This is a genomic window from Lentzea sp. NPDC005914, from assembly GCF_040629405.1.
Taxonomy (GTDB): Bacteria; Actinomycetota; Actinomycetes; order Mycobacteriales; family Pseudonocardiaceae; genus Lentzea.
This window is the reverse complement of the sequence record NZ_JBEXVQ010000012.1, coordinates 1-13972: the sequence shown is the minus strand read 5'-3', so window position 1 is coordinate 13972 and position 13972 is coordinate 1. Positions and strand designations below refer to the sequence as shown.

Below are 13972 nucleotides of genomic sequence, written 5' to 3'. Positions count from 1 at the left end.
TCGTCGATCACAGCACTGCCACCCACCACTGGCAGAAGGGCCTTCTCATGGAGCGTGACGTCGACCTCCTCATCGTGGGCGCTGGTCCCACGGGGTTGTTCGCCGCCTACTACGCAGGCTTCCGGGAAATGAACGTCGCGGTGGTCGACGCCCTGCCAGAACCGGGCGGTCAGGTCACTGCGATGTATCCGGAGAAGATGATTTTCGACGTGGCCGGCTTCCCCGCGGTGCGCGGGCGCGACCTCGTCAACGGACTGGTGGAGCAGGCGGGGCAGTTCAAGCCGAACTACCTGCTCGGCCGGCAGGCGCGCACGTGCGAGTCCATTGAGGACGGTCTGCGGATCGGCCTCGCGGACGGCAGCTCCGTCAACACCAAGGCCGTGCTGATCACGGCGGGCATGGGCGAGTTCAACCCGCGGCCGCTGCCCGCGGGCGATGGCTGGCTCGGGCGTGGCATGGTGCACTTCGTGCCGGTGCTGGCCGAGCACGCGGGGCAGCACGTCGTGATCGTGGGCGGTGGCGACTCGGCGTTCGACTGGGCGCTGGCGCTGCACCCGATCGCCGCCAGCGTCACGATCGTGCACCGCAGGGCCAACTTCCGCGCGCACGCCGCCACCGTGCGGCAGGTGCGGGAGCTCGGGGTCGAGATCATCACCGACGCCGAGGTGCTCGAGCTGCGGGGCGAGCCACTGTCCGAAGTGGACGTCAAGGTCAAGGGCGAGGACGTGAAGACGTTGCCCGCGCAGACCGTTGTCGCGGCGCTCGGGTTCACGGCCGACCTCGGGCCGATCGAGTCGTGGGGGCTGGAGCTCGACCACCGCGCGGTCGTCGTCGACACCACGATGAAGACCAAGCTCGACCGGGTCTACGCGGCGGGCGACGTCGCGCAGTACCCCGGCAAGGTCAAGCTCATCGCCACCGGGTTCGGGGAGGCGGCGACGGCGGTCAACAACATCGCGGTCATGCTCAACCCGTCCGCGCACCTCTTTCCCGGGCATTCCAGCGACGCGAGCTGACGAGCGCCGGCAGGATCCGCGAGCATGGGGAGACTCGTCGCCGTGCTCGCGGCCTGCCTGCTGCTGGCCGGGTGTTCACCGGCGACGACCAGGGCGATCCGGCTCGCCGGTCCGGGTCTGCCGGAGATCGTCGACACCTCCTGCGAGTCGCGGATGCTCACGCGGGTCGAGATCCAGGTGGTCAACGACGACACCGTGCTCGACGAGCGGGACTCGGCGAACCGGGCGACAGCTTCACGCTCGACGAACTGAAGGACGGGAAGGTGCGGTTCCGGTACCGGACCCTCACCGCCGAGCAGTTCGCCAAGGAGAAGGTCAGCTGCTAGCCGGAAGCGGTGCCGGGTCGTGGTTCGCGAGGTGCTGGAAGATGATCGACGTCCGCCAGCCCACGATCTCCTTGCGCTGGCTCAACCGGTCCACCAGGAACGCGTGCAGGTGCTCGTTGTCCTGAGCGCTCACGTGGATCACGAAGTCGTCGCTGCCCGCCATGACGAACACCGACAGCACCTCGGGCAGGCCGGCCGCGAAGGTCTTGAACGCGTCGATCACCATCCGGCTCAACGGCCGGACCTGCACCGACACCAGCGCCTGCACACCGCGGTTCAGCGCGGCCGGGGCGATGTCCGCGTGGTAGCCGCGGATCACGCCGCGTTCGCGCAGCAGCCGGGTGCGTTCCAGGCAGGTTGATGGGGCGACACCGACCTTGCGAGCGATGTCGCGGTTCGACTGCCGGGCATCGCGCTGGAGCTCCCGCACGATCGCCGAATCAAGTTCGTCCATCACGCTCCTCATCGCGCCCTGCCGAATAATGTTCGACGGAGAAGCAAACCCGTTGGCGGTCACCCTAACTTCAATGCCGGATCCTGGCGGAAGTTCGGGGAGGAACGCAGATGTGGGAACACGAACAGCTCGTCGTGCGCACCGGGAAACGGTCGGGGATGACCACGATGGTCGCGCTGCACTCGACCGAGGCCGGGCCCGCTGTAGGTGGGTGCCGGATGAAGGCCTACGAGCGGATCACCGACGCCGTCACGGACGTGCTGCGGCTGTCGAAGGCGATGACGCTCAAGTGCAGGGACGCCGGGATTCCGCACGGTGGAGCCAAAAGCGTGATCGTCGTCGACCGGGAGGTCACCCCGGAACTGAGGCGCGCGGTCCTGCTCGACCACGCCGACCTGATCAACGAGTTCGGTGGCGCCTACCGGGCAGGCCCCGACGTCGGCACCGGACCGGACGACATGCTCGTGCTCAGGGAACGGACCCCGCACGCCTACTGCCTGCCGGAGGAGCACGGCGGTACCGGTTCGTCGAGCGGGCCCACGGCGCGGGGTGTGCTGGCCGCGCTGAAAGCGTCCGCACAGCACGTGTTCGGGACGTCGGACCTCGCCGGGAAGAAGGTCGTGATCAGCGGGTTCGGGTCGGTGGGTCAGCTGATCGCGCAGGGGCTCGAGGGCGCTGAGGTGATCGTGTCCGACGTGGATGAGAGCAAGCGATCGGACGCGTTCGGCTGGGTACCTCCAGACGAGGCGTACCGGACGAAAGCCGACGTGCTCGTGCCGGCGGCGGTCGGCGGGGTGCTGAGTCCCGAGGTCGTGAAGGACCTCGACGTCCGCCTGATCGTCGGACCCGCCAACAACCAGCTCACCGACGACGGCGTCGCGGACCTGCTCGCCGAGCGCGGCATCGTGTGGGTGCCCGACCACGTCGCCAGTGCCGGCGGGGTGATCTACACGCTCGCCAGGGAGGACGACGGGGCCGACCACGAGACGGCGCTCGCGCGGGTCGACGTCATCGAGGCGACCGTGCGGCGGTTGCTCGCGCGCCAGTGAGACGACAGCGGCGGCTCGTAAGCTTGGGCTCAAACGGGTTGCGCGTGTCAGGGGGACGCGCGACAACGCAACCCCGGGGGGCTTTGTGATTCACGTTTACTGGGCCGACATGGCGCCCGGCACGCCTTGGTGGGCCGGGCCGGTCACCCGCGCGCGGCCGCGCACCGTGTACTGGCAGCCGCTGTCCGACCTGGTCGAGCGGCGGGTCAACGCCGCGGTCGACACCTCGGCGTGGGGCTCGCGGGTGATGGTCGAGCTGACGGTGCCGAGCCGGCTGAGCTCCGAGATCGCGGTCATGCCCGGATTCGCCGTGGTGCAGCTCGCGTTGCCCACGGCGATCAACCAGAGCAGGGACGTCGAGCTCGTCGTGGCGGCACTGGAAGACGGTGTGCACGCAGCGGTGCGACGGGTTGCGCGCAAGCTCGGCGTCAGTTACGCGCGCGCCAAGGCGGATCCGCCGAGTCTTGAGCATCCGCTGCGGCTGAGCGCGCTGGCCGGGCGGTTCGGCGGGACGATCGCGCTCGTGTCGCCGCAGACCTGGTCCGACGAGTTCATGGCGTCGCTCAAGGGCGAGGAAGTCCCGTGGGACGGCCACGAGGGCTGGCGGATCGTCAAAGCCACCGCGGAGATCGCGGGCAGGCCGGTGTCCGATGTGGACTTCAGCGCGGTGGAGGTGCCCGTCGTGCTGGACGACCTGGCGGCTGATCCGGGGACCGCGCTGGTCGTGGTCGGCAAGGAGCTGGAACGGCTCACCGGCTGGCTGCCCACCGGCCTCGCAGGTCGCGTTTCCGTGATGGGGCGCGACAACGGAAGCTGGTGGGCAGCGATCAGTTAGGGCAGAACCTGGACCTTCTCGCCGATCGCCAGGTTGTCGAAGAACACCAGCGACGCGTCGGCGGGGAGCCGGACGCAGCCGTGCGACTGGACGTTGGTGTCACCCTGGTGGAACGCGATACCGGTCGTGGTGAAGTACACCGCGTTCGGCATCGGTCCGTTGTAGGGGACGCTCCACTCGTTCTTCACCTTGCGCAGCACGGAGAACGTGCCGACCGGGGTCTCGTACCCCGGCTTGCCGTGGCTGGCGGTCACAGGGCCGTAGCTCACTGCGCCGTTGTAGACCAGCCATGCCTTGTTGGAGTGCTTCTCCAGGCACGCTCCGTTGTAGACGGTGCATCCCGCCTGCGCTTGCGCGGGTACCGCGAAACCGAGGGTCAGGAGCACCGTCGCGATAAGAACTCGCATCATCTCTCATCACCCCTCAGTAGTGGAGTAACCACTGGCGGATGATCTGAATCATCGGCTTATGGAACGACCTGAACCGTCTCGCCGATCGAAAGGTTCTGGAAGTAGTACTGCGCGGACTGCGGGTCCAGGTGGATGCAGCCGTGCGACGGGACGGTCAGCGATCCCTCGTGGAACGCGATACCGCTGTCGGTGAAGTACGTCGACCACGGCATGGGCGCGTTGTACGGCTTGCTCCACTCGTTCTTCACCTTGCGCAGCACCGGGAACTTGCCCAGCGGCGTCTCGTAGCCCTTGCGGCCGCTGGTGATCTGCACCGGGCCGTACGCGACCTTGTCGCCGTGCAGCACCCACGACTGGTTCGTGGAGAGCTGGATGCACGCGCCATCACTGATGTCGCACGGCGTCGGCTTCACGACCGGCGCGGGAGGCGGTGGCGGTGGTGGGGGAGGCGTCTGGGAGGAGGGCGTCGACGGAGGCGCCGAAGGCGGAGCCTCGGAAGACGGCGACGGCGACGAAGAGGACGACGACGAAGAAACGGAAGGCGGTGGCGCAGCAGGAGTTTCAGCGTGCACGGCCCCCTGCGCGCACCCCGCCACCGACATCAACGCGACCGCCGCGAGCAGCATCCGCATCGCGCACCCCCTCAGTGATTCATCCTTTGCCGAAGTAGACGGCCGGAGGATCACTCAGGTTGCAAAGCGGAGGACCCGCCTCCTGTAACAGTTGGGAGACGGGTCCTCGGAATGCGTTTACCGCGCGAACTGCCCGACTACAGGCCGCCCACGTTCGTGCTGACCCACGAGCGGTAGTACGAGACGTCCACGTAGATCGACGGAGCGGTCGCACAGGTCGCGCCACCACCGGAGCGGCTGGTCGCGCCGATGAGCTCCCAGCGGCCGGACACGGACTTCACCTGCGGGCCACCCGAGTCGCCGTAGCAGGCGCCCTTGTTGCCACCGGTGTTGTTCGTGCAGATCTCCGACGCGGCGGCGATGCCGGAGCACCGGCTGTCCGCGACGATCGACGTGTTGAGCTCCTGCAGGGTCACCGGAGCACCACAGCCGCCGCGGACCGGGCAGGTCTGGCCCCAGCCGATGATGCGGGTCGCGGTGCCGACCGGGCCGGACGCCGCCGAGATGGCGATCGGGGCCTGGCTGACCGAGGTGTTGAGCTGCACCAGCGCCAGGTCGGCGGACGGGTGCGTGATGATCCGCGACGCGCCGGTCGTGGTGCCGCCGCTGGTGCGGTTGGTCGTGCCGATCCGGGTGCGGATCGACGCCGCCGACGAGCCCGCGACGCAGTGCTTCGCCGTCACGACCCAGTTGGCCTTGACCAGCGAGGCGCCGCAGAAGTGGCTGCCGGAGGTGCTCTGCAGCGACACCATGAACGGGTAGACCTGAGACGCGTTGGTCCCGCCGACGATCATCGTGCCCATGTCGCCGTCGCCAGTGGGGGTGGGAGCCGCGGTGGCCGCTGCGGCCGAGGCGAGCAGGGCGCCCGCGGCCACGACGACCGCGGAGAACAACGAACGTGCCCTCATCGTTGAGTTCCTTTCCTGAACCCGGCGCAGGGTTGCCGGGGTCAGAAAGGGAAACTAGGGACGAAGGTCACACTGTCACTAGGGTCACTCGTCTGGTTACCGAGCGTTGACAGTTCACAGGAAATAGGACAATCAGGGCAGTGGCTGCTGCACGTCCTGGGGCAGGTCGAAGTCGACCGAGGCGTATTCGCGCAGCTTGTTGAGGCTGTGGAAGCCGTCGATCATGCGCACGGTGCCGGACTTGGATCGCATGACGATGGACTGCGTGGTGCAGCCACCGGCCCGGTAGTGCACGCCGCGCAGAAGGTCACCATCGGTCACACCTGTGGCGCAGAAGAACACGTTGTCGCCGGAGACGAGGTCGTTCGTCGTGAGCACGCGGGACAGGTCGTGGCCCGCGCCGATCGCCTTCTCGCGCTCCTCGTCGTCCTTGGGCCACAACCGGCCCTGGATCGCGCCACCGACGCACTTCAGCGCCGCCGCCGCGATGATGCCCTCCGGCGTGCCACCGATGCCGATGAGCATGTCCACGCCCGACGTCGGACGCGCGGCCGCGATCGCACCGGCCACGTCGCCGTCGGAGATGAAGTGGATGCGCGCTCCGGCCTTGCGCACCTCGGCCACGATCGACTCGTGCCGCGGCCGGTCCAGGATGCACACGTTCACGTCGGAGACGTCGCTGTGCTTGGCCTTCGCGACACGGCGGATGTTCTCCGCGATCGGCGCGGTGATGTCGATGACGTCGGCCGCCTCCGGGCCCACGGCGAGCTTCTCCATGTAGAACACGGCGGACGGGTCGAACATCGCCCCGCGCTCGGCCACGGCCAGCACGGCCAGCGCGTTCGGCATGCCCTTGGCCATCAGCGTGGTGCCGTCGATCGGGTCCACCGCGACGTCGCAGTCCGGGCCCTCGCCGTTGCCGACCTCTTCGCCGTTGAACAGCATGGGCGCCTCGTCCTTCTCGCCCTCGCCGATCACCACGACACCGCGCATCGAGACGGTGTGGATCAGCTTGCGCATCGCGTCGACCGCGGCGCCGTCACCGCCGTTCTTGTCGCCACGACCGACCCACCGGCCGGCGGCCATCGCCGCTGCCTCGGTGACGCGCACGAGTTCCAGCGCCAGGTTCCGGTCGGGGGCTTCGCGACGTCGTTCCGCGGGGGTGTTCACCATTGCGCGCCTCCATGCGACTACTCAGCGTGCCGGGTTTGTGATCGGCGAACTGAATCCTTGCACGGGATCACCCCTGCGAAACGTCCTCCTCGACGACAGCGAGAGCTGCATCGATTCGCTCGCGTGCACCGGCGAGATGCTGCTCACACGTCTTGGCGAGCACCTCACCGCGTTCCCACAGGGCGAGTGAGTCCTCCAGCGACAGGCCACCGGCCTCCAGCTTGCGGACGACCTCGACCAACTCGTCACGGGCGGCTTCGTAACCGAGTGGAGTTTCCTGCTGGGTGGATTCCGAACTCACGCGGACTGGCTCCTCAGGCGGCTCAGGACGGTGGCGACGGCCAGGTCGTACCCGACGAGCGCCTCCGCGAACTCTTCCCCGTCACCCTCTCGCACCGCCTCGTCGATGAGCGCCTCGGCCTCCGCGACGCGCCGGTACTGGACCGTACCGGCGGTGGCCTCGCTCAGATCGTGCAACGTGAGGATCAGCGTGCGGCGGCTCTTCGTGTCGCAGTCGCCCACCAGTTCCGTCCAGCAGTCGGCCGCGGCGCGGTTCGCCGCCTCCGCCTTGTGCCGCAGTCCCGTGGTGCAATTGCCGGCCGCCTCCATGGTCAGGGGCAGGAACACGGCATCACGCATCATCGGTACCTCCCCCTTCCGCCTGGAGACCTTCCGGACCGGTCACAACCGCGTGCACTGCTCCGTCAACGACCCGTACGCGCAGTTGTGTTCCGCTCGGCGCGTCTGTCACAGAACGCAACACGCCGTCGGGCCCGTCGGGTGTGACGAGTTGCACAACGGCGTATCCGCGGGCCAGCGTGGCGGCTGGTCCGAGGGTCGTCAAGCGGGCTTTCGTCCCTGACAGGTGGACGTCTTCCCGATCGAGACGTTGCGTGACGGCCCTACGGCTCTGGTCGCGAAAACGATTCACTTCTTCGGCGCGGCGCTCCAACGGACCGTACGGATCCGAAAGTACTGGTCGCGAGCGCAACGAGTCGAGCAGTTTCCGCTCGCGGTCGACCCAGCCGTGCAGCGCGCGCCGTCCGCGATCCCGCATCTGGCGGACGCGTTCACTCTCTTCAGCGACATCGGGAACCACCCGTTTGCCTGCGTCGGTCGGCGTCGAACAACGCACGTCAGCGACGTGATCGACGAGCGGAGTGTCCGGTTCGTGCCCGATCGCGGACAGCACCGGCGTGCGGCACTGGGAGACCGCCCGGCACAGCGCCTCGTCGGAGAACGGCAGCAGGTCCTCCACGCTGCCGCCGCCGCGGGCGATGATGATCACGTCGCACTCCGGGTCGCGGTCCAGGGTGGACAGTGCCGTCATCACCTGGGTGACCGCCATCGGGCCCTGCACGGCGACGTTGATGACGCGGAAGTGCGCGGCGGGCCAACGGTTCCGCGCGTTCGTGAGCACGTCTCGTTCGGCCGCGGAGGCACGACCGGTGATGAGACCGATCTTCTGCGGCAGGAACGGCGGGCGGCGCTTGCGGCGCGGGTCGAACAGGCCCTCGGCGTGCAGCAGCTTGCGCAACCGCTCGATGCGGGCGAGCAGCTCACCGATGCCGACCGCGCGGATCTCGTCCGCGCGCAACGACAGCGTGCCCCGGTTCGGGTAGAAGCTGATCTTCCCGTGCACGACGACGCGGCTGCCCTCGGTGAGCTGCAGCTCGCGGATCATCCCCGCGTTGGCCGTGATCGACATCGACATGTCGACGCTCGGGTCGCGCAGCGTCAGGAACGCCGTGGAGCTGCGCGCGTTGAGCTGCGTGACCTGGCCCTCGACCCAGACCTCGCCGAGCCGGTTGATCCAGTCGAGCAGCTTGCGGGCGACCGTCCGCACCGGCCACGGGTTCTCCGGCGTGGATTTTCCCTCAGTCACTGACTCTTGACCGTCGCGATCCTGCGGTTGAGCATGCCCACGAACTCGGGCCTGGCCTCGTGCGCCTTCTCGTAGGTCAGGAGCTCCTCGAGCTGGTCGGCGTCGAGGTTGCGCAGGCGGGCGCGCAGCTGGGCGATCGACAGCTCGTCGTAGGTCGGCAGGAACTCCGGAACCTCGGCGATCGCCCGTTCCTCTTCCTCCCACGGGTCGTCGCCGGCGAGCTCGTCCGCCGGGACCGCCGTGACCGGCGTCTCGTCCTCGTCGAACGTCGCCCACTCCGGCTCTTCCTCCGCGGGCCTCAGTCCGGAGAGGACGTCGTCACCTTTGATGGCGAGTTCGGTCACATGCTGCTGCACCCGCATGGACAACTGCATCGCCTCGCTGACCACCGTGAGAGGGAGTCCGGCGAGCTGCTGCGGCAGCCTGCGCGCCTGTTCGAGGGCGGTCACCGCGAGTCCAGCGGCGACGCGGACACCCAATGGCAGTGGCTTCATGCGCGTAAGCCTGCCGCAACTGCGCGCCGAATGCACTGGCCGTGGCCCTGGGTACCCTGGTGGCATGCCCAAGCGAGTCCTGTTGGCGAAGCCGCGTGGTTACTGCGCGGGCGTTGATCGTGCCGTCGAGACGGTCGAGCTCGCCCTCGAGAAGTACGGCGCACCCGTTTACGTGCGCAAGGAGATCGTCCACAACAAGTACGTCGTGGAGACGCTGTCCGACCGCGGTGCCATCTTCGTCAACGAGACCGATGAGGTTCCTGAGGGCGCACTTGTGGTGTTCTCAGCGCACGGCGTGTCGCCGGCCGTCCACGAGGAGGCCGCGAACCGCTCGTTGCGCACCATCGACGCCACGTGCCCGTTGGTGACGAAGGTGCACAAGGAAGCGGTGCGGTTCGCCAAGGAGGACTACGACATCCTCCTGATCGGTCACGAGGGCCACGAGGAGGTCGAGGGCACCGCCGGTGAGGCCCCGGACCACGTGCAGCTCGTCGACACCGCGGAGGACGCGGCCAAGGTCGAGGTGCGCGACCCTTCGAAGGTCATCTGGCTGTCCCAGACCACGCTGTCCGTCGACGAGACGATGGTGCGGGTCCGGCAGCTCAAGGACCGCTTCCCGGAGATGCAGGACCCGCCGTCCGACGACATCTGCTACGCCACCTCGAACCGCCAGACCGCGGTGAAGACGATGGCGCCGTCGTGCGACCTGGTGCTCGTCGTTGGCTCGAAGAACTCCTCCAACTCGATTCGGCTGGTCGAGGTCGCGCTGCAGCACGGCGCCAAGGCCTCCTACCTGATCGACTACGCCAAGGAGGTCGACCTGGCGTGGCTCGAGGGCGTCGAGACCGTCGGCGTCACCTCCGGCGCGTCGGTGCCGGACCTGCTGGTGATGGAGCTGCTGAAGTTCCTCGAGTCGCACGGTTACGGCGAGGTCGAGGAGATCACCACGGCGAACGAGCGGATCACCTTCTCGTTGCCGCGTGAGCTCCGCAAGGACCTGGTCCGCTAGCGAATCGCGTCCAGGGCCTGGTCCACGACCAGGCCCCACACCGCCACCCGGTCGGCGCCCGCGGACACCAGCGAGGTGCCGTCCGGCCGCCACGCGAGGTGCGTGACCGGCTGGCTGTGCCCGCGCAGCGCCGCCCAGAGCGTGCGGGAACCCAAGTCCCACACGATGACGGCGCGGTCCCGGCCACCGCTCGCGAGCCTGGACGAGTCGGGGCTGAACTCCAGCGCCCCCACCGCCTGGGTGTGACCGCGCAGTTCGCCGGTCTGCCGCCACGTCGAGGTGTCCCACAACGCGATCACGCCGCTGTCGTCTGCAGTCGCGAGCAGCTTGTGGTCCGGTGACATCGCCAACGCGCGCACGGGACTCTTGTGCGGGCTCTGCAACGCCTTCTCGTCCCACGTCCTGGTGTCGCGCACGCTGACGCCGCCGTCCTCGCGACCGATCACGATCTCCTGGTCGGACCGGCCGAAGACGGCTGACGTGCGCTGCCCCCAGGCCAGCCCGCCGATCAGCGTGGGCTGCGCGGCGTCGGCGACCGGCCACACGCCGTCGGGCACCTCCCCGCCGATCGCGAGCAGGGAGCGGCCGTTGAACTCCAATGCCACCGGTTGGTGTCCCTCGGTTCTGAACCCGAGCGTGGACAGGTTCGCGACCGGCTTGCCCGTCGCCGCGTCCAGCACCGAGAGCGGCGCGCTCGTCGCGACGAGCTTGCGGTCCGGGCTGAAGCGGCTCATCCGGTTCTGGGCGATACCGGTCTCCTGCCGGTGCACGGTGCGTAGAGCGCTGTCGCGGCGTTCGATCACACCGGCGTCGTCGACCGTGAGCACGGATCCGTCTGCATCGACCGCGAGCGCGCGCACCGTCTGCCCGGACGTCTTGGGCATGCTGGCGGGCGGCCAGAACCTCAGCGCGCGGTCGGTGAGGATGGTGAGCGAACCGTCGTCGGCGTAGCCCGTGCTGCTCACCGACTCGCCGACGGTGAGCGTGGCGAGCTTGGTTCCGCGAGCCACGTCCCACATGTTCAGCTTGCCGTCCGCGCCCGCGGAGACGAGGACGGTCCCGTCGGGGCTCAGCGTGAGTGAGCTGACCGCGCCGGTGTGGCGGGGAGGGGTCGCGACGACCGCGCCGGACGCGATGTCGCGGATCTGGACGAGACCCTCGTCCGTGCCGACCGCGGCCAGTGTGCCGCCGGGCAGCAGCGTGATCCGGTAGACGGTGCCGGAGCCCAGCGAGAAGCCGCCGGTCTGGTGGCGGGTGGCCAGGTCCCACACCGCGACCGAGTTGCCGGAGGCGAGCGCGAGCGTCTTCTCGTCCTTGACCGTGAACGGACCGGTGATCGACCCGACGGGCAGTTCGTACCGCTTCTGCCGGGTGGCGAGGTCGTAGACCGTTCCGCCGACGAGCAGGGAGCGGCCGTCCTCGGTGAAGTGCACACCGACCGGTTGCGTGGTCGTGGTGAACAGCTCCGGCTCGGCGTCCGGCCTCGCTTTCAGGCTGATCCGCCCGTTGCCTTCGGACAGGGCCATCCTGCCGTCGCCGGCGATGTCCCAGCTGTAGATGTAGCTCGTCCCTTCCGCGACCGGCACAGACTTGACGTGGCGGAAGCTCTCGGCGTCGTAGGTGTCGATGCCGATCGGGCCTACCGTGACGATCCTGCCGCCGACGATGGCCATGCTCCACGCGCCTTTGAGCTGCATGGTGCGGCCCATGCCGGCACCGTCCAGGCTGATCTCCCGGCCGTAGGACGCCGCGGCCGCCGCGCTGAGCACTCGCCCGCGTGCTTCGGCCGTCGGATATGTCCGGTACGCCTCGTAGGCTTTCTCCGCGGCGCGTGCGGGGTCGGTGCCCGCGAGTGCCTCAGAGGCCTCGACGAGCTGCTGTGACTGCCGCACGAGCCCCAGCCGTTCGACCTCCTGGCGTTGCTGCAGGGCCACCACCGCGGTCGCCGTGGTGGCGACCAGCAGGGCTGTCAGCCCCACGGCGGCCCAGCGCTGGCGGCGGGAGCGGCGGCGTTCCCTCGTCTTCGAGGCGCTGATGAAGTCGCGTTCGGTGGTGGTCAGCTCCGGCTGGGCGCGGGCGACCCACTCGGTGGTCTCCGCGAGCCTGGACGTCCGGTAGAGCGAGTCGCCGTCGCGGCCCAGCTCCTGCCACGTGCGGGCCGCGTCGGTGAGCCTGCGGTGCGTCCTGAGGCCCTCGCGGTCCTCGTCCAGCCACGCCCGCAGCCTCGGCCAGGCCCGGAACAGCGCCTCGTGCGTCACCTCGACGGTGTTCTCGTCGACGGTGATCAACCTGGTGTCGGCGAGGACGTTCAAGACCTCCTCGCCGACGACGTCCTGGCGCGGGATGGGGCGCTTGGTGCCGTCGGCGCTGAGCCGGAGCAGCAGCTGCTTGGCCAGGCGCTGCTCCTCCTCGTCGAGGGTGGCGAACGCGGCCTCGGCGCTCTGGGCCAGCGCTCCCTGGATGCCACCCGCGGCCTGGTAGCCGGCGAGGGTCAGCGTGTTGCCGCGACGCCGGTGCCACGTTTCGAGCAGCGCGTGCGACACGAGGGGGAGTACGCCGCTGCGTCCCGCGGCTTCTGCCACGAGGGTGGTCAACAGGGCCGTTTCGACCGTGCACCCCACGGTGGCGGCGGGCTGGGTGATGGCGCGGCGCAGCTCGTCGGGCGTCATCGTGCCGAGAAGCACCTGTGCGTCCGTGAGCGCGTCGGCGAGCTTCGGGTACTGCGCGCAGCGCGGGTAGAAGTCGGACCGGACGGCGATCACGCGGCGGCAGTCGGCGGCGAGCAGGGCGTCGAGGAACGCCGACCGTTGCACCTCGTTCTCGCAGAGCGTGAACAGCTCCTCGAACTGGTCGACGACCAGCAGGTCCGGGTTGCGGGCGAGCGCGTCGGCGATGGCGGCGTCGGGATCCTGGCCGGGCGCGCACACCACGGCGTTCGGGAACTTCGCCGCGATACCCGCTCGCAGCAGTGACGACTTGCCCTCGCCGGACGCGCCGAACACCGCGATGAACCGCTGCCGGTCGAGCCGGTCGAGCAACGTGTGCGTGAGCGCCTCACGGCCGAAGAACCTGTCGGCGTCCTCGGTCGTGAACGGGTTGAGGCCCACGTACGGCGACGGCCCCTCCGTGGACCGGCTCTGCGCCATCACCACGGCCAGGTCGTGCCAGCGTTGCTCCCACGTCGTCTCGTTGCCGTGGCACGCGCGGACATACGCAAGCGTCACGTCGAGGCCCGGCAGCTTCCGGCCGCCGGCCGCGTCGGACAGCGTGCTGGCCGAGAAATGCGCGCGCCTGGACAGCTCCCGGTAGCTCGGTCTCCCCGCGTTGGTGCGCAGTTGTCGTAGCTCTGCGGCGAACAGCAGCAGTGGACTGTCGCCCTCGTCCAGTGGACGTTCCCCTCTAGGCATCGCGCTCATGCTGGCAGAGTGCGTGCTGGTCAGGGGGTTGTTGTCCGTGATCCGTTGTACGGCGTTGCAGGGTTCGATCCCGAACAACGACTCAGCTGGGAGGACCCGCTAGTGGTCTTCGCGTGGTGGCCTGGGCCTGCGCTGGCCTGCCGGACGTTCGCCGCGGGTGGCGCCTTCTGGGCGCGGGCGGCGGGCGGGAGTGCTCTCGGGGCGCGACTGTGAGCGGTGGGCTAGCCCCGTCTTTCGCACATGGTGATGAGTGAGATGGTCCCGGGAATCGGGATTTGTTGATCATGGTGGTTGTGTTGGGTCGACGGCAAGAAGGTCGAGCAGTCTGACCTGGACAGGGCCGGGTTGCGGGATGGTCGCGGGGT

The 13972-nt window shown here is 68.9% G+C and carries 15 protein-coding genes; 5 read left to right on the top strand and 10 right to left on the bottom strand.

Annotated features, from left to right (window positions below; genetic code table 11):
• The first annotated feature begins 47 nt into the window (after positions 1 to 47).
• Together ABZ345_RS18555 and ABZ345_RS18550 are read left to right on the top strand one after the other, a co-directional pair.
• The gene (locus tag ABZ345_RS18555) at positions 48 to 1016 is read left to right on the top strand and encodes an NAD(P)/FAD-dependent oxidoreductase (protein ID WP_359849692.1); all 969 of its coding nucleotides are present in this window, start codon (positions 48 to 50) and stop codon (positions 1014 to 1016) included.
• A 24-nt stretch (positions 1017 to 1040) separates the two neighbouring features.
• Positions 1041 to 1268 (top strand): hypothetical protein, encoded by a 228-nt coding sequence (locus ABZ345_RS18550; protein WP_359849689.1) that lies wholly within the window; start codon positions 1041 to 1043, stop codon positions 1266 to 1268.
• A 63-nt stretch (positions 1269 to 1331) separates the two neighbouring features.
• Here ABZ345_RS18550 and ABZ345_RS18545 read toward each other — a convergent pair whose 3' ends face one another.
• Positions 1332 to 1796 (bottom strand): Lrp/AsnC family transcriptional regulator, encoded by a 465-nt coding sequence (locus ABZ345_RS18545; protein ID WP_359849686.1) that lies wholly within the window; start codon positions 1794 to 1796, stop codon positions 1332 to 1334.
• Between the two features lie 110 nt (positions 1797 to 1906).
• Here ABZ345_RS18545 and ABZ345_RS18540 point away from each other — a divergent pair, with 110 nt between their 5' ends.
• Both ABZ345_RS18540 and ABZ345_RS18535 read left to right on the top strand, forming a co-directional pair.
• The gene (locus tag ABZ345_RS18540) at positions 1907 to 2845 is read left to right on the top strand and encodes a Glu/Leu/Phe/Val dehydrogenase dimerization domain-containing protein (RefSeq protein WP_359849683.1); all 939 of its coding nucleotides are present in this window, start codon (positions 1907 to 1909) and stop codon (positions 2843 to 2845) included.
• 85 nt (positions 2846 to 2930) lie between these two features.
• Positions 2931 to 3680: a hypothetical protein gene (locus ABZ345_RS18535; RefSeq protein ID WP_359849680.1), complete on the top strand. Its 750-nt coding sequence runs from the start codon at positions 2931 to 2933 to the stop codon at positions 3678 to 3680.
• Here ABZ345_RS18535 and ABZ345_RS18530 read toward each other — a convergent pair.
• The 8 genes from ABZ345_RS18530 to ABZ345_RS18495 form a co-directional block, all read right to left on the bottom strand.
• Entirely contained in the window at positions 3677 to 4090 is a 414-nt protein-coding gene (locus tag ABZ345_RS18530; RefSeq protein ID WP_359849678.1) for a L,D-transpeptidase, read from the bottom strand. The two genes, ABZ345_RS18535 and ABZ345_RS18530, sit on opposite strands and share 4 nt — an antisense overlap.
• A 56-nt stretch (positions 4091 to 4146) precedes the next feature.
• Positions 4147 to 4722 carry a L,D-transpeptidase gene (locus ABZ345_RS18525; RefSeq protein WP_359849675.1) on the bottom strand — a complete coding sequence of 192 codons (576 nt, stop codon included), beginning with the start codon at positions 4720 to 4722 and terminating at the stop codon, positions 4147 to 4149.
• Between the two features lie 137 nt (positions 4723 to 4859).
• Positions 4860 to 5630 (bottom strand): serine protease, encoded by a 771-nt coding sequence (locus tag ABZ345_RS18520; protein WP_359849672.1) that lies wholly within the window; start codon positions 5628 to 5630, stop codon positions 4860 to 4862.
• Positions 5631 to 5762: 132 nt separating this feature from the next.
• On the bottom strand, positions 5763 to 6803 hold the full coding sequence (gene glpX, locus ABZ345_RS18515; RefSeq protein ID WP_359849669.1) for a class II fructose-bisphosphatase: 1041 nt from the start codon (positions 6801 to 6803) through the stop codon (positions 5763 to 5765).
• A 67-nt stretch (positions 6804 to 6870) separates the two neighbouring features.
• Entirely contained in the window at positions 6871 to 7104 is a 234-nt protein-coding gene (locus ABZ345_RS18510) for an exodeoxyribonuclease VII small subunit (protein WP_359849667.1), read from the bottom strand.
• Positions 7101 to 7445: a sugar ABC transporter substrate-binding protein gene (locus ABZ345_RS18505; RefSeq protein ID WP_359849664.1), complete on the bottom strand. Its 345-nt coding sequence runs from the start codon at positions 7443 to 7445 to the stop codon at positions 7101 to 7103. The genes ABZ345_RS18510 and ABZ345_RS18505 overlap by 4 nt, the downstream gene beginning before the upstream one ends.
• Positions 7435 to 8688 (bottom strand): exodeoxyribonuclease VII large subunit, encoded by a 1254-nt coding sequence (xseA, locus tag ABZ345_RS18500; protein ID WP_359849661.1) that lies wholly within the window; start codon positions 8686 to 8688, stop codon positions 7435 to 7437. The genes ABZ345_RS18505 and xseA overlap by 11 nt, the downstream gene beginning before the upstream one ends.
• Positions 8685 to 9182 (bottom strand): lipid droplet-associated protein, encoded by a 498-nt coding sequence (locus ABZ345_RS18495; protein WP_359849658.1) that lies wholly within the window; start codon positions 9180 to 9182, stop codon positions 8685 to 8687. Before ABZ345_RS18495 ends, xseA begins: the two co-directional genes overlap by 4 nt.
• 64 nt (positions 9183 to 9246) lie before the next feature.
• On the opposite strand from ABZ345_RS18495, the gene ABZ345_RS18490 reads away from it, so the two are divergent.
• On the top strand, positions 9247 to 10191 hold the full coding sequence (locus ABZ345_RS18490; RefSeq protein WP_359849656.1) for a 4-hydroxy-3-methylbut-2-enyl diphosphate reductase: 945 nt from the start codon (positions 9247 to 9249) through the stop codon (positions 10189 to 10191).
• On the opposite strand, the gene ABZ345_RS18485 is transcribed toward ABZ345_RS18490, so the two are convergent.
• Positions 10188 to 13598: an XRE family transcriptional regulator gene (locus tag ABZ345_RS18485; RefSeq protein WP_359849653.1), complete on the bottom strand. Its 3411-nt coding sequence runs from the start codon at positions 13596 to 13598 to the stop codon at positions 10188 to 10190. The genes ABZ345_RS18490 and ABZ345_RS18485 overlap by 4 nt on opposite strands.
• Between the last annotated feature and the right edge of the window lie 374 nt (positions 13599 to 13972).